Source organism: Microcoleus sp. Pol12B5 (assembly GCF_036701335.1).
In the GTDB taxonomy this organism is placed as follows: domain Bacteria; phylum Cyanobacteriota; class Cyanobacteriia; order Cyanobacteriales; family Microcoleaceae; genus Microcoleus.
The window spans coordinates 1-23267 of the sequence record NZ_JAUBQQ010000074.1 but is presented as its reverse complement, the minus strand read 5'-3'; the positions used below and the strand labels follow the sequence as shown (position 1 = coordinate 23267).

General features: G+C 46.2%; 20 protein-coding genes and 1 pseudogene. 7 read left to right on the top strand and 14 right to left on the bottom strand.

Features of this window, described 5'->3' with window-relative positions; translation table 11 throughout:
• Positions 1-118: 118 nt before the first annotated feature.
• From QUA24_RS23110 to QUA24_RS23075, 8 genes are all read right to left on the bottom strand, one after another.
• Positions 119-1579 carry an IctB family putative bicarbonate transporter gene (locus QUA24_RS23110; protein ID WP_333232370.1) on the bottom strand — a complete coding sequence of 487 codons (1461 nt, stop codon included), beginning with the start codon at positions 1577-1579 and terminating at the stop codon, positions 119-121.
• Between the two features lie 276 nt (positions 1580-1855).
• A complete protein-coding gene (locus tag QUA24_RS23105) occupies positions 1856-2743 on the bottom strand; it encodes a histidine kinase dimerization/phospho-acceptor domain-containing protein (RefSeq protein WP_333081781.1) in 888 nt (295 codons plus the stop codon).
• A gap of 156 nt (positions 2744-2899) precedes the next feature.
• Entirely contained in the window at positions 2900-4342 is a 1443-nt protein-coding gene (locus QUA24_RS23100) for a 1-acyl-sn-glycerol-3-phosphate acyltransferase (RefSeq protein ID WP_333232368.1), read from the bottom strand.
• A gap of 446 nt (positions 4343-4788) precedes the next feature.
• On the bottom strand, positions 4789-6795 hold the full coding sequence (locus QUA24_RS23095; RefSeq protein WP_333232366.1) for a ribonuclease R family protein: 2007 nt from the start codon (positions 6793-6795) through the stop codon (positions 4789-4791).
• Between the two features lie 312 nt (positions 6796-7107).
• Positions 7108-7323: a 30S ribosomal protein S18 gene (gene rpsR / locus QUA24_RS23090; protein WP_006631377.1), complete on the bottom strand. Its 216-nt coding sequence runs from the start codon at positions 7321-7323 to the stop codon at positions 7108-7110.
• A gap of 168 nt (positions 7324-7491) precedes the next feature.
• The gene (rpmG, locus tag QUA24_RS23085; protein ID WP_006631376.1) at positions 7492-7680 is read right to left on the bottom strand and encodes a 50S ribosomal protein L33; all 189 of its coding nucleotides are present in this window, start codon (positions 7678-7680) and stop codon (positions 7492-7494) included.
• 38 nt (positions 7681-7718) lie between these two features.
• Positions 7719-8252, bottom strand: coding sequence for an RDD family protein (locus QUA24_RS23080; protein ID WP_333232364.1), 534 nt, complete (start codon positions 8250-8252; stop codon positions 7719-7721).
• A 113-nt stretch (positions 8253-8365) separates the two neighbouring features.
• Entirely contained in the window at positions 8366-8608 is a 243-nt protein-coding gene (locus tag QUA24_RS23075) for a DUF7219 family protein (RefSeq protein WP_190658612.1), read from the bottom strand.
• A gap of 361 nt (positions 8609-8969) precedes the next feature.
• On the opposite strand from QUA24_RS23075, the gene QUA24_RS23070 reads away from it, so the two are divergent.
• Complete coding sequence (locus QUA24_RS23070) at positions 8970-9848, top strand: SGNH/GDSL hydrolase family protein (protein WP_333232362.1); 879 nt, start codon at positions 8970-8972, stop codon at positions 9846-9848.
• A gap of 117 nt (positions 9849-9965) precedes the next feature.
• Here QUA24_RS23070 and QUA24_RS23065 read toward each other — a convergent pair whose 3' ends face one another.
• The 3 genes from QUA24_RS23065 to QUA24_RS23055 form a co-directional block, all read right to left on the bottom strand.
• On the bottom strand, positions 9966-10865 hold the full coding sequence (locus tag QUA24_RS23065) for a DUF4436 family protein (protein ID WP_333232360.1): 900 nt from the start codon (positions 10863-10865) through the stop codon (positions 9966-9968).
• A gap of 231 nt (positions 10866-11096) precedes the next feature.
• Entirely contained in the window at positions 11097-12593 is a 1497-nt protein-coding gene (locus QUA24_RS23060; protein WP_333232358.1) for a carotenoid oxygenase family protein, read from the bottom strand.
• A 129-nt stretch (positions 12594-12722) separates the two neighbouring features.
• Positions 12723-14177: a folate/biopterin family MFS transporter gene (locus tag QUA24_RS23055; protein WP_333232356.1), complete on the bottom strand. Its 1455-nt coding sequence runs from the start codon at positions 14175-14177 to the stop codon at positions 12723-12725.
• Between the two features lie 261 nt (positions 14178-14438).
• Between QUA24_RS23055 and QUA24_RS23050 the strand changes: the two genes are divergently transcribed.
• Positions 14439-14900, top strand: a complete 462-nt coding sequence (locus QUA24_RS23050) for a cupin domain-containing protein (protein ID WP_333232354.1) — start codon at positions 14439-14441, stop codon at positions 14898-14900.
• Between the two features lie 6 nt (positions 14901-14906).
• The gene (locus QUA24_RS23045) at positions 14907-15545 is read left to right on the top strand and encodes a class I SAM-dependent methyltransferase (protein ID WP_333232352.1); all 639 of its coding nucleotides are present in this window, start codon (positions 14907-14909) and stop codon (positions 15543-15545) included.
• 383 nt (positions 15546-15928) lie between these two features.
• Here QUA24_RS23045 and QUA24_RS23040 read toward each other — a convergent pair whose 3' ends face one another.
• The 3 genes from QUA24_RS23040 to QUA24_RS23030 all read right to left on the bottom strand — a co-directional run bounded on the left by QUA24_RS23040 (position 15929) and on the right by QUA24_RS23030 (position 19038).
• A complete protein-coding gene (locus QUA24_RS23040; protein WP_333232350.1) occupies positions 15929-16402 on the bottom strand; it encodes a hypothetical protein in 474 nt (157 codons plus the stop codon).
• A gap of 240 nt (positions 16403-16642) precedes the next feature.
• Positions 16643-17911 (bottom strand): sodium:proton antiporter, encoded by a 1269-nt coding sequence (locus QUA24_RS23035; protein WP_333232349.1) that lies wholly within the window; start codon positions 17909-17911, stop codon positions 16643-16645.
• A 125-nt stretch (positions 17912-18036) separates the two neighbouring features.
• The gene (locus QUA24_RS23030) at positions 18037-19038 is read right to left on the bottom strand and encodes a universal stress protein (protein WP_333232347.1); all 1002 of its coding nucleotides are present in this window, start codon (positions 19036-19038) and stop codon (positions 18037-18039) included.
• Between the two features lie 48 nt (positions 19039-19086).
• Here QUA24_RS23030 and QUA24_RS23025 point away from each other — a divergent pair.
• The 4 genes and pseudogenes from QUA24_RS23025 to QUA24_RS23010 all read left to right on the top strand — a co-directional run.
• Positions 19087-20275 (top strand): annotated as a pseudogene (locus QUA24_RS23025) (IS4 family transposase).
• A 27-nt stretch (positions 20276-20302) separates the two neighbouring features.
• Complete coding sequence (locus tag QUA24_RS23020; RefSeq protein ID WP_333232345.1) at positions 20303-20980, top strand: response regulator transcription factor; 678 nt, start codon at positions 20303-20305, stop codon at positions 20978-20980.
• A 99-nt stretch (positions 20981-21079) separates the two neighbouring features.
• The gene (locus QUA24_RS23015; protein ID WP_333232344.1) at positions 21080-21622 is read left to right on the top strand and encodes a lamin tail domain-containing protein; all 543 of its coding nucleotides are present in this window, start codon (positions 21080-21082) and stop codon (positions 21620-21622) included.
• Positions 21623-21943: 321 nt separating this feature from the next.
• On the top strand, positions 21944-23267 hold a 1324-nt coding region (locus tag QUA24_RS23010; protein WP_445242640.1), incomplete at its 3' end, for a choice-of-anchor Y domain-containing protein.

The window sequence follows — 23267 nt, the reverse complement described above, 5'->3', positions numbered from 1 at the left end:
AGTCGAATACTTGCTGGACAAGGGTTTCAATTGCTGCGAAAGCGGATGGTGTCAGGAGCAACACCCTCTTGCTCGCATCCGCACCGGGCGGGGAGAAAATCCCCGCCAGCAATTCTATCTACTCGCCCTCGGTCAAAGCTGAATCTTCCTGATGGCTCGAGTTGCTGTAAAAACTAGCAATAATCGCCACCATCAACCACCACAGCATATTAACTTCTGGTCGGTACCAAACGGTATCGACAAAACCGTGGGCCATCATGCCGGCTAAAGTTGCGATCGCCCCAATCAACCAAAACCCCTGATTCGATTTGAGATTAGGGATTTGAGATTTGGGATTTTGGGATTCTTCCTCTAACCTAGAGATCTTAAATTGTGAATCCCGCAGATGTTTGATCTGCAACAAACCTTGATTGACGGTGACAGTCATCAGCCAAAGGAAACACATTAAACCGATAAAACCGGTTTCCACCGCAATTTCTAGCAGCACGGAATAAGCGCTCAAAGCAGTGAATTTCGGTCTCATATAAAGCGGATAAACTTTATTAAAAGCAGTGTTTCCCGGCCCAATTCCAAGAATTGGTCGATCGCGAATCATGTCAACCACCGCCGTCCAAACATTAATCCGAAAATTGTTGCTGCTGTCACCTCGGCCGATAAACATACTCGAAACTCGATCGCGCAGAGGCTCCACTAAAGCCACTCCTAAAATTAAGGCTCCCGCCAAACCTCCTAGCCCTAACGGCAGCGCCCAAGTTCGCCAGAACCGAGGCATTAAAGGGCTGTACCAGTACCACAGCAGCACTAAAAATACCACCAGTAGAGCCACAAAACCGATCCAAGCACCCCGGCTGTCCGTGTAGCGCAAACACGCGCAATTCACCACCAGCATGGTCAATGCTAAAATTTTTGTTCCCCATCCTTTCCACACAAAAAGTGCGGCGGCGCTCAATGCAATGGCCGGCAGCAAATAGGAACCAAGCAAGTTAGGATTTCCCAGAAAACTGTAAACTCGCGTGACATTGGCTTGAGTAGAAGTCGGATCGTTCCAAGTAGCTAATGGTGGCACTTTGTCAATCCACTGCCGCACGCCGTAGAAACTGACAATTAAAGAGACGTTCAAAAATACGGCAATTAACCACGATCGCCAACGGGGCGATCGCAATATCCGAGCCATCAGCGCAAAAAACAGCAAATACAGCGTTAGCTTGCTCCAACCAGTAGCAGCGGCGACTTTCACCGGCGACATGGCGGTTGCGACGGTGGCAATGCCCCAGTACAGCAGTACCAGCAAGTGAATCGGCCTCAAGGCGATCGGGCGATCGTCCGAAACAGTTAGCAGCACCCAAAATGCAGCGCTAGCCGCCATCAACACCCCCACCAAGGCATTGTTTACAAACGGCGCCAAACCGAAAGTCAAGGCCAGCAAAACAAAACCCAAGGATTCTGCCCATTGCATCAGCCAGCTACTTTGTCGCCAACTGCGTAAAGAGCCGATCGCCAAATTGAATAAATAACTTCTACTTTGCCACTGAGAGAGTGGCAAATTTGCCAGAGTTAACTGTTGCCAAACTGAATTCATTTTTAGATTGATTATTGGGAATTGGGAATGGGGAATTGAGTCTAAAAGCATGGACAATTGGTAGTAACTCCAATCTTGCGCCATTCTTCCTGAAGACTTTTCTGGTCGGCTCCCCAAAGAATAAATTTCTTGTGGGTGGGGCACGCGAGCCCGCGCCTAATAGGCTTATTGAGAATGGTGCAACATCTCAGTATTAATTAACAAATGACTTGTTTCTTCTTCCTTCTTCTTTCCATCCGTTACATCCGTTAGAAATCCGTTGCCGAACTTCCTTCTTTAGCCTTCCAACAATTCCGTAGCATTTGTGCAGGGCAGCCAGAGCACGTAGCGATATCCAGATTCCGGGGTTCCTTGAATCGAGAGTTGACCGCCTTGAATTTCCACCAATTGGCAGCAAAGCAGCAGCCCCAAGCGTTCCCGCGCCCCGTAACCAGCTAAAACAGGTGCGCTATCCTCTGCATTCTGTGCAACCAAAGCCGCCAACTCAGAAAACGCCAGCGTTAAGCGCTGCGAACCCTGTGTCGGGAATTGCGGTTCGAGTCCGAGGGAGTCGGTTTCGGAGTTCGATGGCGAACCGCTACCAGATCCGGCATTCAACAAGTAGTCGGTGTAGAGTTTAGCATGGGGCAAACTTTCCCCTAACCAAGGATGAAAAACCCAAACTCCGATGTTGATACCGTCTTCTTTCCGAGAAACGTGGACTCGAATCACGCTGCCTGCCCCAGCAGATTGAATAATGCTAAAAATTAAGTGGTGCAGCATTTGCTGAACCTTATCTTTATCTACCAACCAGATGCGCGACCCGGGCCCCATCGACAAATTAATTTCTTGCTCTCGTCTACTTGCCGCCGAGGACAGGATTGTCACAACCTGCTGGCACAAAGTTTCTATATCAACTGCGGTTCGCTTCAATGTGAAAGCGGAATCATCTAGTTCTGCCAGTTCCAAAATTTCTTCAACTAGCGATCGCAAAGAGCGGCTGCTGTCTTGGATAACGTCAATATATTCTTTTTGCTTGCTCGTTAAGGGGCCATAAATTTCTTGTTTCAACACGCTTGCCATGCCGAGGACAGAAGTAAGTGGTGTGAGCAATTCCTGCGCTAAATTATTTAGCAGTTTTACCTTAATTGAGTTAGTAGACAAATCGATAGGTTTGTTAGTCATCGCTAATTTTTATTGGTTCATTGTCGAGCGAGGGTTTGCGGTTCATTAGACCTCTTCCAAAAGTCTATAACAATTTGTTTATAATTCACCAAAAAAAACGTAGTGAATAAACATATATATTCCTTCTTCCCTAGAAGCTCTTGTTTATCTGAGTAATTAAGATTTAATCATTGCTTCTAAAGCTGATTGTAAGTCTTGAGTGAGTTCGGCAACTGCTAACCTGCGGCTGGTCTGATATCGATCCCAACGATCGCTCACTGATATGGGTTCGCCCACGGTCATTTGTACTTGCTGTTTGCCCAACTTGGGGCGACCGAAAGGATTTCCCCCTTTGATTCGAGCCAGTACGTCCCACAGCAGTAAAGTTGTTTCTGCCAAACGTTCTGCTGTCAGTTGTTCTGCGACGTACCTGCCCGTAACGGACACGAAACTTTCTACAAGTCTCATGTGCCACATCCGAAGACTTGCTTCTTCAGCGAGGCGATCGGCTAATCCTCTTTCTAAGGGAGAAAGTGCTGCAATATCTTTGATATCTTCTCGATAAATATACTCCCAGCCTGCTTGTTCCAGACGGCGGCAGCGATCTATTAAACTGCCTTTGGGCTTTAAGTTAAAATATTCTTCTGCTACTTGCAAACCCACGTCTAACAAAGCTTTCAGTCGAGCTATCATTACTTCATTGCCCGAATCATTTCCCATTTTTTCTGGTAGCGATAATGATGTCAAAATAGATGTTTCAGGCAGTAAAGTTTTATGATAAAAACGGCTGTAAAATTCTTCCATTACTGCTAGCAAATGGCTGCCCAGTCTAATCAGGCGCAAATATTGGAATTTGTGATTGTGGTTTTCGGGATCGGAATTTGCAGTATTTAAATTTTCGATTTCGGTGCGATCTAATGGTGGCAGTCCGCAATCAATTTCTAATTGAGTTAAAAGTTTTTCTAGGGGTTGCCAAGGTGGGTTGATATAGCGGTATTGAATGCCGATCGGCACAATTACAACTTTTTCAGTGCGTCCGGCTTTCAGCAAATCTTCAACGCACCAGAAGCCCATTTGAGCTATTCCCGGTTCGAGGGGGCTAACTATTTCATTGTGACCGTTGGTAGCGCCTTCTGGGGCGGCGGCGATCGGGAATTGGCTGTTGGCAAATAAATTGCGGGCCGATCGCAATCCGGCACGATCGATCTTCCCGCGAACAATCGGAGTGCCACCGAGTTGGGAATACAACCAGCCGACTCCCGCACCGGCCCACAGGGGAATGCCACGATCGTAGATAAAGTGGGAATGTACGGGGAATTGCAAGGGAATGCCTTTGGCGAGCGCTGCCTGGGGAACGAGTTTCCAAATTAGTTGTCCCAAACAGTAGGGATCGTCTGAGTTGGGATGGCGGAAGGCTAGCAAGAAGCGAACTTTCTGATTTTGAAATTGGTGGAATAGTTCGGCTAGGGTTTCGACGTTTTCGGCTTGAACGTGGCTGATACTCGTCCGAAATCGCAGCCACCACGGGAAAATTTGCTTACAACCTTGCACCACTAGCGGGTTGTAGGCTGGGGGTATGAATTCCAGCGGCGGCTGAACTTGGCTAATTGAATTGGGCATTTTGCGATTTTAAATTTTAAATTTTAGATTACTAGGCTGCGGTAAAATTTTCCAATTTTTATGATGCTGAAGTTTTTTTATTAACCGCAGAGGACACAGAGGACACGGAGGAAGAGAGGAGATAGCAAAGCGTGTCAATTTAACGTCAAAAGTATTACCCGTCTTGGATTGAATATCATGTCCAGTCGATCGACCCCAATATTTTGGTCGGGGCGGATTTACGGGATGCCTGGCTTATATTACAGATCGGGGGTGAACTAGCCCTGACAAGAATTACGATTATTTTACAGGACTAGATATGAAACCATGATCTTTTTTACCCCCCTGTCCTTGACAAGGGGGATGCGAGGGGGTCAGAAACTCGACTAAAAAGGAGATTTCTCCTCAGTTTCAGCCTTCAACACAGATTTTTGCAATCTAAAATCTAAAATCTAAAATCTAAAATCCTATTGTGCGGCTTCAAATATCATTTCCTGGAAGTTAATGACATCCGATCGCGGATCGCAGTGGGTGACTTTGACTTCTAGTCGATCGCCTATGGCGACCGATCGACCAAATCGCATTGCCAATTCTAAACCCAAATCTTCCAATAAAATCAATCCCAGATTGCTGTCTTCCCTCAACCAGCGCAGCATTAAAGCTTCCCAAACTTCATCGGGGTTGCGCCGCAAATATTCCAATCCCCAATAGCGGTTTGTTTGGCGTTCGACAGTGGATGCTTCTTTAACTGCGGTGCCGAGACACATCACAATGTCCTGTATTTCTTCAGCGGAAAAAGGCAGCGGTTCCCCCCGCAGGTGGGCTTTGATTTGGAAGTGAGTCAGCAAATCGGTATAGCGGCGGATCGGGGAAGTAACTTGAGTGTATAATTCCAAACCCAAGCCGGCGTGGCGTCCGGGGGTCAGGCCCATTTCGCTGCGGGGCATACACCGGCGAACGGCGCAAGCGCGGGCGGGGCCTGCAGGTACAGCCAGCAGTTCTTCATCGGGAGGGAGTTCGGGCTGCGGCTGATAGCGGTAGGGTATGGGCAGGCTGTGAGCTTGACCGTAGCGGGCGGCTAGTTCGCCGGCTAAAATCATCATTTCGGCTACTAGCATCCGGGCGGTGGAGTCGTCGATGACGTGGATTTTGATGTCGTCGCCGTTGACTTTGATGACGGATTCGGGCATGAAAATGCTGATTGCGCCTTGGGCTTCCCGCCATTTTTGGCGCAGTTTGGCTGCAGAGGCGATCGCTGCTATTTCTGGTTCTGCTTCGATTCCCAACTCCAGCATTTCGTCTACGTCATCGTAGGTCAAGCGGTAGGTGGGTTTTATGGTGCTGATGTGGATGCTGTAATCTTGAGCCGCGCCGATTTCGTCTAAGGTGACGCTGAAGCTGAGCGCGCTGCACTCTTTGCCTTGAATTAAACTCATCGGCCCAGTTGCCAAAGCTGGGGGGAACATGGAGATCATTCCCGTGGGCAGGTAAACCGTAGTGGTGCGCTTTCTGGCTTCGAGGTCGAGTTCGTCTCCGGGGGAAAGCAAGCGGGTGGGATCGGCGATGTGTATCCAGATCCGCTGCTGGCCGTTTTCGAGGAATTCTAAGCTGAGGCCGTCGTCGATTTCGGTGGTGCTTTCGTCGTCGATCGTGTAAACCTTGAGGTGAGTTAAATCGAGACGATTTGTGTCGGAGTCGGTTGGGGGATTTTCTAGGCAGCGTTGGGCCACTTCTAATACCTTTGCGGAGAATTGTAGGGGAATTTGGCTGCGCCGCAAAAACAGGTTTTCGTGGATACTCCAGAGGCCGAGCTCGACTAGGAGGCCAAATGCTGCTTCGGGGTTTTCGGATCGTTGTAAGCTGGCTAAAGTTTCTAAGGCTGGGGTGCGGTGCGTTGCTTCTTCTCCGAGGAGGGCAAAGCGTTCTAGGGCGTCGAGGCGAGTTCGATCGCTATTTTCCCAATCTACATTTTCCCCTGCCAGCCGCTGTTTGACTCGATCCCAAAATCCTTGGGATTCTTGGTGTCGCTGCTGTTCTACTTCTTGCTGGTGTTTGATTTCGGCTACTTGGGCGGCGGGTCGCGGTTCGTAGCGATCGCCCTTTTGTTTGAAATACAATTTGTCTGTTGATAACAAACAGTAAGCCGCGTAACACTGGGCCCCACTACTCTCAGAAAATAGCAGCATTGCCAGGGATTCGGGATCGGCAGTTTCTCCGTCACCGACTAAAAGTTCCCAAGCGACTTCCAAACTCGATGGATCTGAGTATGCTTCTACTTCTTTGACAAACTTGGGAATGTCGGAGGGTTTGTAAGTTTCTCCGACTACTTCGTAGGTAATTTGTTTGGGCGGTATGCTGTGCGGTTGACCGTTTTCGTCTACCACCACCCAGTTTTTCTTGCCGTCGGGGCGATCGGCAACTGCCAGACGGCGGTCGCCGTGCACTCTAAATTCTACTAACGTTCCCTTCTCCACTTGCCAGCTTTATATTTGAGATTTTGGATTTTTACAGTAGCCACTTATCGAGTTTCGAGCTTGCGATTTTAGATTTTGGATATTGGCAATTTTTCTGGTCAATTGTTAAAGTTAAAATCTAAAAAGTTGTTCTTTCTTCTTGCTTTTTTTTAACTTCTGACTTGTGATTAAGACTTGCGCTGCTGCGACTATTAACCCTATTTCGCGATTTTTTCGCTGCATTCTTGCTGCACTATTAATGACAGAAAGACGTTTGTTTCGCGCAAGTCTTATTCCCAGTCCAAAATCTAAAACCCAAAATCCCAAATCCTGTTAACCTTCTTGGTTTACGAAGGGCATCAAAGCTACAATTCTTGCTCTTTTGATGCTTCTGGTCAGGTCTCGCTGCTGTTTTGCGGTCAAACCGGTAATCCGGCGGGGCAAAATTTTACCGCGTTCTGTGACGTATTTTTTGAGCAAATCGACATCTTTGTAGTCGATCGGGTCTCCGGGTTTGATGGGCGAAACGCGCCGGCGAAAGTAAGTCATGGTTTGTTGTTTGTTGACTGTTGTTTGTTGACTGTTGATTGTGAGTTTTTAGTTATTAGCCGTTAGTTGCTAGCCGTCAGGAAAGCATTGGTTAATTATCTGCTTTTCGCCGATCAATATCAATTGCCAACAACTGATGACTGATGACTAAGGACTAATGACTAATCACTACTTGATCTCTTTGTGGGCAGTGTGGCTGTTGCAATGGGGGCAGAACTTTTTGAGTTCCAGCCGCGCCGTCGTGTTGCGACGGTTCTTGGTGGTGGTGTACCGAGACACGCCTTTTGAGCGTTTGCTTACGTTTGTACGGCACTCAGTACACTCTAGAGTAATTATGATGCGGACGCCTTTAGCCATAATTCTAAATAAATTTCGACTAATTTAAACACAATTTATTATCTTCTCACATTGCTCTGCACTTGGTCAAGCAATCTTCTAACTTTGATGTCGAGGGAGTAGCCACGGCGGGCTCCGACGACGATCGTCCCGCCGATGCGATCGTGGAAAGCTTGGGGAAACCTTTCGGCGGAGGTGAGGGCAACGCTACAGTCGATCGCCAGGGGCAGCATCAGCAGCAAGACGGCGGCGTTGGTAGATGTGATCCCACCTATACCTGCGAAGGCTAAGGCGGCGCAAAAGCCCAGCAATGCCTCGCGCTTGCACAGTTTTTGCACTCCGGGAGTCCGTTGGAATCTGGGATCGACAATTTTCATGTCCAAGGCCCAGCGCCCCAGACTTTGACCTTGGTTTTTCCTGACGATGGCTACGCGCATGATCAGCCACAGCAGGACAAAAAATATGGTTTGGACGATCGCATTAGTACCCAGAAGCAAACTGGGCAGCCAAACTGCGATTCCGTCGATGCAGAGGGCCGCGGCGCGGCGGCCGACGGATACTTTGGGAAGGAGAGGTACTAAATCGGAACTCATAGGCAAAAAGGTCGATCGCCACTAGCTACTTTTTCATTTTTCATCTTAAGCTGTGGATTAATCGATCGGCATCAATGGCGCGTCACTCAACTTCCAAGCCAACCGCTAATTATTCAAGCTGAAAATGGATTTTCGCCAATTCCCAACTGCTTTTTCGACTTTTCCACCTGTTCCCACAGTGTTTGGATCTGAGTAAATGCCTGTTCCACAGAGATTTTACCGTTAGATGTCAAGGAACTGATGTAACCCACTCGCTGAGAAAACTCTTGTAAATTCGCATTAAATACCAAATTCTCTGGTTTTACCTCACCGTAATAGCGATTTTGAGGATATAAAAAATTTGAATTTGCTACCATTGCTTTAACCTCACATGAAAAGTTGTTTCCTGAACTAATCAATAATATTATAAACCGCGAACACCTGCTAAAGTTGTGCCGTAAGTAGCAGAAATCATGTGACATTGGGCGAACTTTTTTGTGATGGCAATTACACGGACTGATCGGGGCAACAAAAACCTCAGTAATTTCACCTGTATAGCTTACGCAGGCGGGGTCAACAACCAGGTTTCTGCCTTAAGGCTTATAACTTAGGATGTGGCGTCCAAACCAGGTTTTTGTTAGTCCATGACTGGGTTATTGAAATAAGTGACAAAAACCCCTGAAATGGATAATATTATTGCAGACATAAATAGTTAGAGTTTTAATAGGAATCTGCGTAATGTCTCCCAATGCGCGTGAAGCGAAGCTATCCCGAAGGGAATCGCCTCGTCCCAAAACCCGGCTGAGGCAATTTTTAATTAGACTTGCCATTGCTGTAATTGCTGCTGTTATCGCCTTCAACCTTCCTCACTCCTTAATTCCAGTGTTTAAAGAATCCGTATCCCAAGCAACGCCGACACCAGAAATCCAGAACTTGCTCGCCGGCAAGCGCAAAATTGTGATAGTGGGCGACAGCATCACCGAGGCAGGGAAATACCCCGGAGGTTACGTTTGGCTGCTGCAACGCTATCTGAATGCCGTTTATCCCGATCGCAAAATCGAAATCGTCAACGCCGGGATTGGCGGTAACAAATCGACTGATATGCAAGCGCGCTTCCAGAAAGATGCGATCGACCAAAAGCCAGGTTTAGTGATGATTAATGTCGGAGTCAACGACGTTTGGAACGCTTTCTTCGACTTCCCAAACAATCAGTTTTATCCTGAAGGCAACTGGCGCGCGGGAGTGCAAGTCGCAGAATATCGGGAGAAAATAACTCAAATGGTGCTGGCCGCAAAAGCCGCAGGAATTCGAGTTGTACTGCTTTCTCCTACTCTGATAGGAGAAAGTATCGACGGCCCAGAAAATCGCAGGTTGCAACAGTATGTTGCCGCGATGCGAGAAATTGCGTTAGAGAATCAGTGCTTGTTTATTGATTTGAATGCGCCTTTTCGGGAAGTTATCGGCACGTATCAAAAGCACGCGGGCAAAACTCTGAATTTGTTGGCTGCAGATGGAGTGCACCCAAATCAATCGGGATATCGAATTATGGCTTTTACTATCTTGCGCGGTTTGGGCGTACCCGCAAAGGATATTGAGAATTTGGAAGTCAAAAATTGAATCTTTGAATTTAGTTAACAGTTGACTTTTGGCTGTTAATTGAAAGTATCAAAACTACAAACCCCCTGATTTATATCGGGGGGTAAATTATTCCAATATAAAATATAAAATCTAAAATCATTCAATCGGCGGATGATACCGCTTTAACCAACAGCTACCGATAATCACCAACGCCACCACAACTATAATTTCCGTCCAAAAAAAGGAAAGGAAATCGCTGGCAGTTCCCACGGGAGGCACCCCCGGTTGAGCGTTGCGAATCGCGGGAAAAGCAAACAGCATGACAGCAGTCCAACTCAACATTCCCACTTCCGGCAACTTGCCTGATTTCATCACTTTCAATGCTAGCAAAAGCGCCATAATTGACAGCACCCACATGATCACAATTATTACTAACGCAAAGAATTTCACCGGCAGCGATCGAGTTGCAGAAACATCGATATAAATAAAGATAGATGAATTCTCTTCCATCGGCTTATAGCTGATGTCGAAACCGGGAACATCGGCATGAAAATTAAATTCCAGCGGCACGGGATTCAGTTCAAAGGGAGCAAACTTTTTACCAATTGAAGGCAGCGGGTCAATCGAAATAGCTACTTTAGCAATGTGCCTGTCAAATGGGTAATTGTTAATTTTTCCTTTGACTAAGTTAAACTTCAATGCAGGGACAATCATTGGTTTCCCTTCTTTAAAGGTAATTTCTGAATCCTGTACGTTTGCGCCGTTAACTGTCATTAACAAGTCTTGCGCCGGGTAAGTTGGCCCTTTTTTATAGATACCTTTGAGTTCAAACTGCAAGCGGGCTTCTAGTTCGTTTTTAATGGGGTCAACGGCAATTAATGTCATTTTTACCTCAACCAAACCTTTGGACGCGACCGCGCTTTCTGGAGATAAATTGTAAGGCTCTTGGGCGTTAGCATTGTGAGAGTAAATAGATAAGATAATTGCAAAACTTACGATGATACTGCTAATTAAGATAATTATTTTTTTAAAACTAAATGTGTTAATAGTTTGCATTTATTATGATATTTTACATCTTGAATATTTGTTAGCACTCCCGGCAATCCGCCAGGGGTTTAAACCCCTGGCTCATAGCTAAAGTCGGTTGAAACCGACTAAAAAAACTCGATCAATAATAAATGTTGGTTTTAGTCCTATTTTAGAGGACTTTCGCTGTGAGCCGGGGGTTTTTAACCCCGGCGGGCTGTGGCGCTCATCGGCGCAAGAACCAGGCGAATCAACTGGTCACTACGAACCGATAGGAAGCAGTACATTTGGTGTGAAACTTCCGTGCAAGCCGTAGGGAATGTGCTGTTTTAAATGCAAGCGCGCTAGGGGCCCTTTGGTGATGTCGCGAGCATCTAAAATTACTAAGGTCGATCGATGATTAGCTGCATCATACATTAAAACCAGCAGCCAGCCGTCATCCTCCGCAACAGCATCGGGACGGGTAACAAACACCGGTTCCCCCGCAAAACCACGCGGCGCGGCACTCCAAATTTGCCTTTCACCCGTCACGAAATCAATTTTGAGGATAGCTTGCAAAGGAGCATTTCCCGTGGGAGCATCAGCAGCACCGATATAAAGATATCGGTAAGGTTGTCCGACATTATTGGGATGCAGAGTCGGAAACTCACAACACCGAGTTTCAACAACTTGATGCTGCATGGTTTTGTCTTGCAAATTTAACTTAAAGCGCCACAATTCGCCCGCTGGAATGCTGTCAAAATCAACCTCCAGAAAATCGGCGTTTCCTTCTACAGTTGGAAATGATTCGTAACAAACTGAATCTACAAAAACTTCGTCTCCTTCTTCCCATGCGTTGCAGTGGTGGAAGACAAAACAAGGTTCGGTTTCTAATATCTTCACCTCGTCAGTGCCGTTGCGGGGAATTAAAATTGCTTGCGTTGGCTTGTTTGGCGAAAATTGAATGCACTGGGATGCACTGCGAAATCCTAACACGAAAAGCAGCGGGTTGAAGCTGACGGGATTTTGGAAGAATATGCAGTAATTCGGGGTAATTACCATGTCGTGCAGGAAGGCAAAACCCGGTATTGCATGGGCGTGACGCTGCAAAAGTTTGCCGCTTTTGTCGAGTTCGTAAATCGTGATGGTACTCGAAAAACCCGGCTTGACAGAAAAGTTTACTAATCTGTCTCCTTTGCCATTTTTCCCTTTTTCAATTCTGGGGTGGGCAGCGAAGGCTTCACCAGGTTCCAAGATGCCATCTAGGGTGTCTAAACCGAGTGTTTCTAGGGTGCGGGGGTCGAGTCTGTAGGGCTGTGCTGCTTCCCAAAGTGCTAGCAGTTTGTCGCCCCAATAAATGATGTTGGTATTCGCAATGTTTTTGATTTTGACATCAAAGATGTTGGCTAGCGGGCCCCCTGGCTTCTGTGTGCCGAAAACGCCTCGGTGGAGGATTTTTCCGGCTTTTTGTTCGGCGAGATAGCCTTCAGTGCGGACGAATCGGTTGCGGAAATGGGCGCGGCCTTCGGATATTGCGATCGCACAAACCATCCCGTCGCCGTCAAACGGGTGGTGGATGCGCTGGCCGTTGACATCCAATAATCCGGGCCCGTTACGAAAGAATGTGCCTTGCAAGCCGGCGGGGATTTCGCCTTCTATGTCGTCAATCCAGTAGTCGGATTCGTTGGGTTGAGATTCGTAACCGCGCTGCCAGTCTGTGCGATCGTATGATGCGTTTTGAGCTGCGGTTTGAGGTTGAGAAATCTGTAAGTTTTGCATTGGTGTTACGGGAGCGAATTTTTTAACCGCAGAGACCACAGAGGGCGCAGAGAGAAGGAAAATCGGAGAATTGGGAAACACAGTTAAATTCATCCGTGTACCCGTGTCAAAATCTGTGTGTGCTTGCCTTTATTTGCTGTCTGCGGTGCGGCTTTGTGACCTTACTGTCGGTACTAAGTCGGGAAAGTATTCGGGCATGAAATGCTGTCCGCCTGGTTTGGAACTGCCGATTTCTGGTTCTAATACGGGAAGAGACTTTTGAGCATTTGGATCGGCGCTTTCTGTACTATCGGCGGGCAGCCAATTTAAAAACGGTAGGGGTAGAAGTGTGGACAGGTTTGTGATGACAATTAGCAGCCAGAGGTTATCGAAATTGCGATCCGTAATTCCTAGCAAGTGGGTCAAAAGTGCGCCGCCTTCGTGGGAAATAAGTCCTGCTAAGTTGGTGACTGACATTAACACGGCAAATAAAGTTGCTTCGACGCCTGGGGGACACAATCTGGCGGAGAGTACGAGCACCGGCATATAAGCAATTTGTCCGATTACTGTCAGGATCAGGCTGTCTCCGATGCTGAACCATTGATCGTCAATTCCTAAAGCTCGGTTGGCATGAGTTACTAATAATAAAGTAGTCATCCCCAAAGCAGCCGCAAGGACGGTTGACCAGCCAAAAATTACTCGAAATGGAACTGTTTTGAGGAAGCGTTGAAACAGCCAGATGCCGGCGAGGGCTGCAATGCTGGTAACGAGGCGCACTCGGCCGAGAAATTCTGGTTGAAAGCCTAATTCGTTGGTGGTGAAAAAGAAGAAGGCGGAGTCTGAGCTTGGGGTGGCTTGCCAGAGGAAGAGAAAGGCGGTGGGCAGCCAAATTGTTTTTTGGGTAACAGCTTGCCGCAGTTGTTTGAATTGGTCTTTGACTGTTTCAAAGTCGGTTCTTTTGTTGGTTTTTTCTTCGGCAATTAACCAAGCTGTTGCTGATACAATTAGCGGGAAAGATGCGGTGATTAAAAAGATAGTATGAGTGCTGAAGTGTTGCAGCAGGGAACCGCTGAGGTAGGCCGTAATTAGTCCGCCGAGGGCTGCAGCGCCCCAAGACAAGGATTGCAGGGAACCTGCGTCGGTAACGGATTCTTTTCTGGCCCTTTCGACTACCAGGGAGTCGGCGATTACGTCGCTGACGGCGAGGGAGAGGGAACTCAGGGCGATCGCGCCTGTAGCGGCAAGTGGCGTGTGTACAATTGTTGCGAGGCTCACCCATGCTGACGTTCCCAGCAGCCCGGAGAGGACGATGTAAGGGCGTCTGCGGTAGCCGAATATCGGCAAGCCGTCGGACATGAACCCGAACACGGGTTTGATAATCCAAGGCAGGGCTACGACGCCCAGCATGGCCGAGACTTCTGCCGGACTCATGCCGAGTTCGTCTTTGAGAAAGAAGCTGACGGCTAAGCGGGCTAGTCCGAGAATGCCTTGGACGAAGTAAATCAGTAAGATGGCTATGAGTTCGGGGGTTGGCTCATTCCCAAAGAATACTTTTTCTTTTAAAGATTCTTTGAGTTTGCTGACGCCGGAGGGGGAAACGAGCATTTGAGCAATATTTCTTAATGAATCTCAATATTTATAACACATTCTTAATGAGTTGGGGGAACTGTCGGAGGTGAGAGGCGAGAGTGGCGGGGATCTGGTAAGTGCTATAAAATTGTATTTATCTTGAATTTAAGCGTGTTTTGTAATAATAAAAACCCAAAAACGAACCGCGAAGGCGCGTTAGGCGAAGCCGCGCGTAAACCCTAGGACGCCAAGCAAGAGAAAGAAGAAAAAACTCACAACTGCAGTCAGCTTTGTTATATGATTATTGACCCTAAGAATGTCCCGGAAATTACGGGTTCTAAGTACCCTCAGCAATTCCAATCTGCTGTTGCGGGGAGAGTTAAAAAACGCTTGGGCGATGCTGCCGGGTTGCAGAATTTTGGGGTGAATTTGGTGAGACTTGCGCCGGGAAGTTGTTCTGCTCTCCGACATTGGCACACCCGGCAAGATGAGTTAATCTATGTTCTGGAAGGGGAAGTTACTCTGATTACAAATTCGGGAGAGCAAGTGCTGAAACAGGGTATGGCGGCGGGTTTTCCGGCGGGTGATGGAGATGGGCATCATTTAGTCAACCGCTCAGATGCAGATGTTGTTTATCTCGAAATTGGCGATCGCACTCCGGGAGATAGTGCCGAATATCCCGATGATGATTTAATTGCCAAAGCTAGCGATAATGGTTGGATTTTTACTCGTAAAAATGGCGAGATTTATGAGGATTAAAAATTCATGAGTCAAGTAAATCTTTGGACTTCTGCGGAACACGCTTTGTGGTATCTTGCTAAAGCTGATGGAATTCCTCACCGCACTGAAGGTGAAGCGGTTTTGTTGGAGGAAGTGCCGAAAAATGTGAAGCGAATTCTGGATGTGGGCACGGGAGACGGGCGATTGCTGGGTCTGCTTAAGTGCGATCGACCAAATGTTGAATGTGTGGCGATCGACTTTTCGCCGACAATGTTGGAAAAAGCCCGAATTCGCTTTGCTGATGACCAGAATGTCACGGTAATTGAACACAATTTTGACGAATCGCTACCGGCGGATTTGGGCAAGTTTGATGCGGTTGTTTCTAGTTTTGCGATTCATCATGTAGCAGACGATCGCAAACGTTCGCTTTACACCGAGATTTTCGAGATTTTGGAACCCGGAGGTATTTTTTGCAACTTGGAGCACGTAGCGTCACCAACTCCCGCTTTGCATGATAAATTTCGAGAGGCGTTGGGTATTAGCGATTCGCCAGACGATCCGTCTAATAAATTGCTGGATATGGAAACGCAATTGCGCTGGTTTAGAGAACTTGGTTTTACCGATGCAGACTGTTACTGGAAGTGGCGGGAACTCGCTTTATTAGTTGGGGTGAAACCTGTTTAGCTGCGGGTAAGGACTTCCTTGTCATGTCCTTTTAAAATTGTCAATAGTCACAATTAGTAAGGTGCATCAGATTTTTAAACCCTCAATAATCGTTCTAGAAATTCACCTGACGCACCCTACAGCTTGATTTTAGTATGCCAGTTGCCTAAGTCCTGAACATAAGAGGTTGCTGTCGTAGTAGAAGTTGATCCCAAACAGTTCTGGTTATTTGAAAATAACCAAGAGAGTATTGAGGCGAGAACAGGCGAAGTCTTAACCCAAATGATAAAGAATGCAACCGTTTTTTGGAGTAGCAAGCATATGGATCAACATCCAATTTACACTTTTAGTTAGTTGGGAGGAAAGATATTATCCGGACGCTCGCCCATTGGGGTATTACCCAGTTATAGGAGTGTTTTAAGAGTTATTAACCAAACTATCGAATTAACACCAAACAAAAAGGTATAAAAAATATAGATTGATGGAGCGCAGATAGCTCGACCTAAAGAAGGCATTTTAAGTATTTTTAATGAACCGAGCGGGTGAACAAGGCCTTCCGGAATTGAGCGAGTATTAAAACTTTCATCTAAGGCGCTTTCATTATTCAAGAATTCGGTAACTGCATGGGCTCTTAGCATGTAATAAAGTTGCACCCTCCAGTAGGTAGCTTCTAAAAACCAGAAACCAAGAATTATAACGTATCCTAGGGGAATCAACGCATCTATTTTGCTTGTAAAAACCCAACCAATCAACGCTACCCAAATGGTAATTGCTGCAGTTTTTAATTGAATCATAATTGTTGTGAACTTAGCTATTTTTTTCTCTAGTTCCTCTGCTCCTTGTTGCAGCATTGCTAGCTGAAATTCAAATCTATCCATGTTTGATTCGGCGAACGTTTATATTAGAGTTATCCCAAAAATTATAATCTTATTTTCTTTCGGTGTCGTTAGAGAGCTTCGCCTGACGCACTCTACAAATGGATTTTCGATTATATAGTAAGGTGCGTCAGCTCCCGAAATTCCCGATCGCCGTTAGAGAACTTCGCCTGACGCAGCCTATAGGTCGATTGTTGTGTGACATTTGCGTCCAAGACTATTAAAGTCACGCACCTTACTGAATTAAATTAAATCTGGTACTTTAGGTTTGATTCGGCGCTCGTACCAGTTCATTAACGGGGTGGAAGTAATGCCGTGCAGAATCACAGAAAGTACGATGGTTGTAAAGGTAATCCAGGCAATTTTTTCGGCGGTGTCCCCTTTTAAACCGTGACCAAAAGCATAGGTAAGATAATAGATAGAACCGACACCACGAATGCCGAACCACCCGCAGAGCCAGCGGCTGGCGGGATGCAAAGGACTGCCGATCGTACTAATCCAAGCTCCCACAGGCCGGATTAAAAAAATTAACAATCCAGCTACTAAGAGGGAGTAACCTCCATATGCCAACATAGGTTCTAGGCGCAAAAGTGAACCTAATAGTAAAATAGTTCCTACTTCCATTAACTTTTCTATGCGCTCGATAAAGTGCAGTTGGGAAAGCGGCTTTTCTGGGTTCTGGTAACTCCCTTGTACCACAATTCCTGCTACAAAAACTGCGAGAAATCCGTAGCCGTTGACTACTTCTGTGAGGGAATATGTAAGCAGAATTGTGCTGAGAGCAATGAAATCTTCCATTAATTGATCGGCTGGTCGATAGTGTTGGAGTCGGCGATCGATCCAGGTGACGGCTTTAGCTACTAAAATTCCCATAACGATACCTGCGGCGATCGCCCAAATCAAGTCAACTGCTACCCACTGCGAAAACCAGTTCGGCCAGTTGTTATCTTTTAGTGCATAAATGCCGAAATAAACAAAGGGAAAAGCTAAAGCATCGTTTAAACCGCCTTCCGATGTTAAACCAAAGCGCAACTCATCGCGATCGTCTAGATGAGCTAACTGAACTTCTGAGGCTAAAACTGGATCGGTGGGAGCGAGAATTGCTCCCAGTAAAATCGCCGGCCCCCAATCTAATTTCACAAACCAATGACCGATCGCAGCAACAGCAAAAATCGAAATTGGCATTAAAAAACCGATCAGCCGCGCTGTGGAATTCCAGGCCCAAAGTTGCAGTGGGCGATTCATTTTTAAGCCGCAACTGAACAGAGAAACAATAACTACAAATTCTGTAAGTCTTTCTAAAAATTCAGCTTCGGGACGCAAGTCAATCAGCTTGATGCCGTAGGGCCCCAATCCGATACCGACAATGAGATAAATTAAGGCATAAGATACAGGCAATCGCGAAATCCAGCCGGAACCCAAGGTAACGGTAAGCAGGAGGATGCCAATAACTAGCAAGTTGAGAATGTAATCATCCACCATAGCGATCGCACTTTTAATCAGGTTTACCAAGGGCAATCTTGACAGATAAAAGCTTCTGCTGCATCCACCAACCGCTAGATTCACCTATCCTCCAAAAGTTGCAGTTTTTCTGCAAAATAACTAACCACTACTGACTACTGACTAATAACTAATGACTACTGACTTTTTTCAGTAGCGATGATGTGCAAATCTACGTGTTTGAGCGATCGGACTAACTGTTGAGTCAAAGAACCCCGCAGCATCAATTTCCAGCGGGATTGCTGGCTTTCGCCGATCACAATTTGAGTAATGCGATACTGTTTCGCTACCTCCGAAATCGCTTTGGCTATATTAGTGCCGTTTACCCGCAAAAATTGCCCCTTAAATTCTTGACAGAGTTTCTCACAAGTTTCAACGTGCAAGCCTTCTGCTTTTGTTAAAAATCGGTCTGGATCGTTGACAAACACAGCATAAAATGGGGCATTCATATAGCTAGCAATCCTCGCGCCCCGCCGCAACAGTTGCAAAGAATTCGGATAAGTCGAGATGCACACTAAAACTCGTTCGTGAATGTTGCAAGATTGACCTTTTAAAGTTGCTGCGTCGTCTTCCACATTGTCTACGACTTCTCGCAGGGCGAGTTCTCGCAAAGCGATTAAATGACGGCGCTGGAAAAATTTTTCTAAAGATTGTTGAATTTTTCCGGGAGCATAAATTTTGCCTTCTAGCAACCTTTCTTCTAAAGTTTCCGGCGTGACATCGACAACGACTATTTCGTCAGCATCTTCGAGGACGCGATCTGGCACTCGCTCTCGGACTACAACTCCGGTAATTCTAGCTACTAAATCGTTGAGGCTTTCTATGTGCTGAATGTTGAGAGGGGAGAAAAAATCAATTCCAGCCTTAAGAATTTGTTCGACATCTTGATATCGTTTTTCTCGCAGAGAACCCGGAATGTTTGTATGAGCGAGTTCGTCTATTAATGCTAATTGAGGACGGCGTTTTATGACAGCATCCGCATTCATTTCGGTGAGCATTTTTTCGCCGCGCCGCATTTGTTTTTTGGGCACTATTTCTAGTCCCTCGCCTTTAGCTACTGTCTCTTTCCGCCCGTGAGTTTCTAAGCTCAAGCGGTGACAAGGAGGCTGCAAATCAGGTAGAATAAGGGTTTGAGCCAATCGTAATCCCCAAAAATTGGGGGTCGCAGCGACCCCCACCCAAAATATATGTTCCCTCAATTATACCAAAAAGTTTTCGAGACGCATCTAAATCCTCGCCAGTATCTAACGCTACAATTGTTAGTGTTAATGTTACAAAGCTATCGAGATGTCAGCTTATCTACTTTAGCTAACAAGTTTCCACAACTGATAAAGTATGAAAGTCGAGTGAGAAACTTGCAACGGTTTTTAGACTTACCTCAACTCACATAAGAGCTGTTGTGGTTTCCCCTCATCAAATAGCTCGTCAAACAAGAGTTTCGCCACCAACCGAGCCATCGACAACAACGAAGACGAATAAAGAAACTCCAACTCATTCATCAAGGACATTTGCTCTTAATTATCGATCGAACGCAATGGCAAGAGCGAAATTTAATCGTGTTATGTTTAGCTTGGGGGAAACACGCTATTCCCGTTTATTGGGAAATATTACCCAAAAAAGGAAGTAGTAACTTGCGCGAACAAAAAAAGTTTTAACTCCGGTATTGCGGCTGTTGAAGCCTTATCCAGTTCTGGTCTTAGCCGATGCCTGAATTTCACAGCGTCCAACTGGCTTATTGGCTCAAGCAAAGGAATATAGACTTCGCATTGCGGCAGAAAAAAGGCACTTGTATTGCCGATGATGATGCAGTTTATCGAACACTAAAGGACTTAGAAATTAAACCCTGAAAATCTCGATTTTATGCCAACATTTATTTATTGTACCAAAGCGCATCAGCTTGGAGGGTTTAATTTAGCGGCTTATTGGAAAAAAAAATATCGAGGTAGAGGTCCAAAAGAACCTTGGTATATTTTGACGAGCTTAAACAGTTTACCCCGAACTCTTTCTATCTATGCCGCTCGATGGGGTATCGAAACAATGTTTCGTGATTTAAAAACAGGAGGCTATAATCTCGAAAATACAAAAGTTAACGAGCGTCGCTTAATGGCGCTAGTTTTACTCATTTCTATTGCTTATACTCTAGCCACTTTACAGGGTGCTTCTTTACAACATCGAACTGTTGTTGAGTATATTTGTCGTCCTACTGAAACCGGACGTTTAACAGAGCGTTATAGCACTTTTTGGATGGGATTGCACGCTCCTGATTGGGGCCAATCTTTCCATAATTGGTCGGATTTAGCCTGGAATATGATGAATCTCAAACCCCACAAACGACTCAATTTTCAACAAGGACTTCACGCTCTATCCCTGATCTAGAGTGCCTTGTAGCCTTGTTGCCACCCCTTGAGGCGAATTCTTCTAGTTGAAGACGACGAACTGTTTCGGTTGGGTCTGCAAACGCGGTTGCAGCAAGAAAGTTGCTTGCAAGTAATTGCCGAGGCAGAAGATGGCGAAACAGCAGTAGAATTGACTCAGCAACACTTACCAGATGTGGTAGTTCTTGATATCGGTTTGCCGGGAATTGGCGGTATTGAAGCGTGCCGCCAAATTAAACAGCGACATCCAGCAATTCCCGTTTTAATCTTAACTTCTCATTCGCAAAAATCCTTAATTGAAAGATTGATTGGTGCGGGTGTTCAGGGCTATTACCTCAAGGGAATTGCGGCGGAAACTTTTGTTTTGGCAATTCGATCGGTAGCGGCTGGTGCTTCGTGGTGGGATAAGGCGGCAACTGCGGAAATTCGGGCAGTTTTTGCTAATTCTGAACCTGTGAAAGTAGGGTCAAAATCAGAAGTTGTGGAAAATCCGCTGACGAAGCGAGAACTGGAAATCTTGGCTTTAGTTGCGGGGGGGAAAAGCAATCAGGAAATTGCACAAATATTGTACATTGCTCCGGGGACTGTGCGGGTTCCCTTGCACGCGATTTTGCAAAAGTTGGAAGTGCGCGATCGCACTCAAGCAGCAGTGCTCGCAGTTCAGAAAGGATTGGTTGCTGAAGAACTGTTAGACAGTCAATCTTAAGTGGGGCAGTTTATAAGGATTGCCAAACCTCGCTCGCTAGAAAGTATCAATTTTATCAATTTTGTAATTTGCTGAAAAAGATTACTTGACACACAAATAATGAAAGAGCAAAATTATTTATACATAACTTTTTCTTCAATCATGTCGTCATTAGATGTATTTTTCTGCGAGTACGTAGAAGGTAGCGGCAATAATAAAGCTTTAGAAATATACAACGGTACTACAGCACCAATAAACTTATTAACAGGAAATTATGTTGTACAAACATATTTTAATGGCAACAGTGTTCCCACACAAACCTTTCCTTTAACGGGAACAGTAGCTGTTGGCGATGTTTATGTTTTTGCACTGAATAATGGCGACCCTGTAACTAATAGCACTCTTGCAGCTATGCTTGCCCAAGCTGATCAAACTGATACAAATCAATTTGGCTGGTACAACGGCAACGATGCAATTGTACTGCGAAAAGGGGGAACAGGAGGTCAAGTTGTAGACTCGATCGGTCAAATTGGAGTCAATCCGGGTATAGAATGGAGAACAGGACTTATCAGTACGGCAGACAACACCCTGCGCCGCACTCGAGATGTCACCGATGGCGATCCAAATCCTAATGATACCTTCGATCCGATCGTGCAATGGTAAGGATTTCCCCAAAATACAGTAGGCAATTTAGGTAGTCACTACGCTGCACCAGTTTTAAAAAATTCCGGTTTCCCAACACTGACAGCTATTAATGAAGATATCCCAGCAGCAAGCAACACGGGTACACCAATTTCTACCTTAATCAGTGGTTTAATTACTGATATTAATAGTGACCCTCAAGGTATTGCTGTCAGTGGCGCAGACAACAGTAATGGCACTTGGCAATACTCCGTCGACGGCGGCAATGTTTGGACGCCTTTTGGTGCTGTTTCTGATACTAACGCCACGCTACTCGGCTCGACATCTCTGTACGCAGGTCAATTGGGAACTCCACCTGCAAGCCAACCTTGGATGGCTTTAGGAAATGTTGATCAGGCTAATCCTTTCGGTGGTGTTGTTGCTACTCAAACTTTAAATGGTGGTTCGACTACCCTCAACAGCCTTGCCAATCAAAGTATTTATGCAGGTTACAGCACTCACACCCCTGTCCCTGTCTTTAGCGGTTTCCCTCCAACTTTAGCAAGTGTTACTTTTAGTCCTAAAAATGCGGCGGTGCCAGTTATCGATCGCACTTTAGGTTACAACATTCGTTTTGATGTCAAAATTAACAGCGAGAGTCACACCTTTGCCGACAGCGACAAAAACGCAGATGGTTTGTCGGATCGAGCCGGTTTCAGCCTTGTAGCTATTAGTTCCGACGGTCAAAAAGGTGTAGAAATTGGTTTTTGGGACAACGAAATTTGGGTACAAAAAGATGGGATCTCCGACTCTGGACCGCTTTTTACTCATGATACTGCCAATGCTTCTCCCGATCGCTGGTTGGGCAATACAACCCAACTAAGCAGTTATGAACTCGCAGTTTTAGGCGACAACTTCACGCTGTTTCGCAACGGCACTGCGATTCTCAACAACCGTCCCCTGCGGAATTATACTAGCTTCACGGGCCTGATTAACCCTTATACAACTCCCAATTTTCTGTTTCTTGGGGACGACACTACCTCCGCATCTGCCAGTTTTGAATTAAAAAACGTAGCAGTCAAAAGCGCAGAACCGAGGATTCGTTTCCTACCGAATCAAGATTACTTTGGAACGTCGCCCAGCCTAACTTTCCGGGCTTGGGATACAACCGATAACATTGCTACTGGCACAACGGGCGTAAACGTGTCGGTAAACGGCAGCACATCGCCGTTTAGCAGCGAAAGCGAGACGGCTACAATTACCGTCAATCCTGTCAACGACGCACCTTCGTTTGTCAAAGGAGTCGATCCCATCGCTAGCCACAACGCAGGCCAGCAAACTGTTCCTGGATGGGCCACAGGTATTTCCCCAGGCCCCGCCAACGAGTCGGCACAAACTGTTAGTTTTCAAGTGGTGGGGAATGACAATGCTGCTTTGTTTAGTGTACCACCGGCGATCGACTCTTTAGGACAACTGACTTTTACGCCGGCGGGGGGTGCAACTGGCGGTGCCAATATCACTCTAAACCTCAGAGACAGTGGTGGAAATGACTTCGGCGGCGTCGATACTTCGGCAAACCAGACATTTGTAATTAACATAACCAATAATCCACCGTTCGCAGCAATGGACTATTACCAAACTCTGCACGGTCAAGTCCTGAATGTGCCTGTTGCTGATGGAGTTTTAG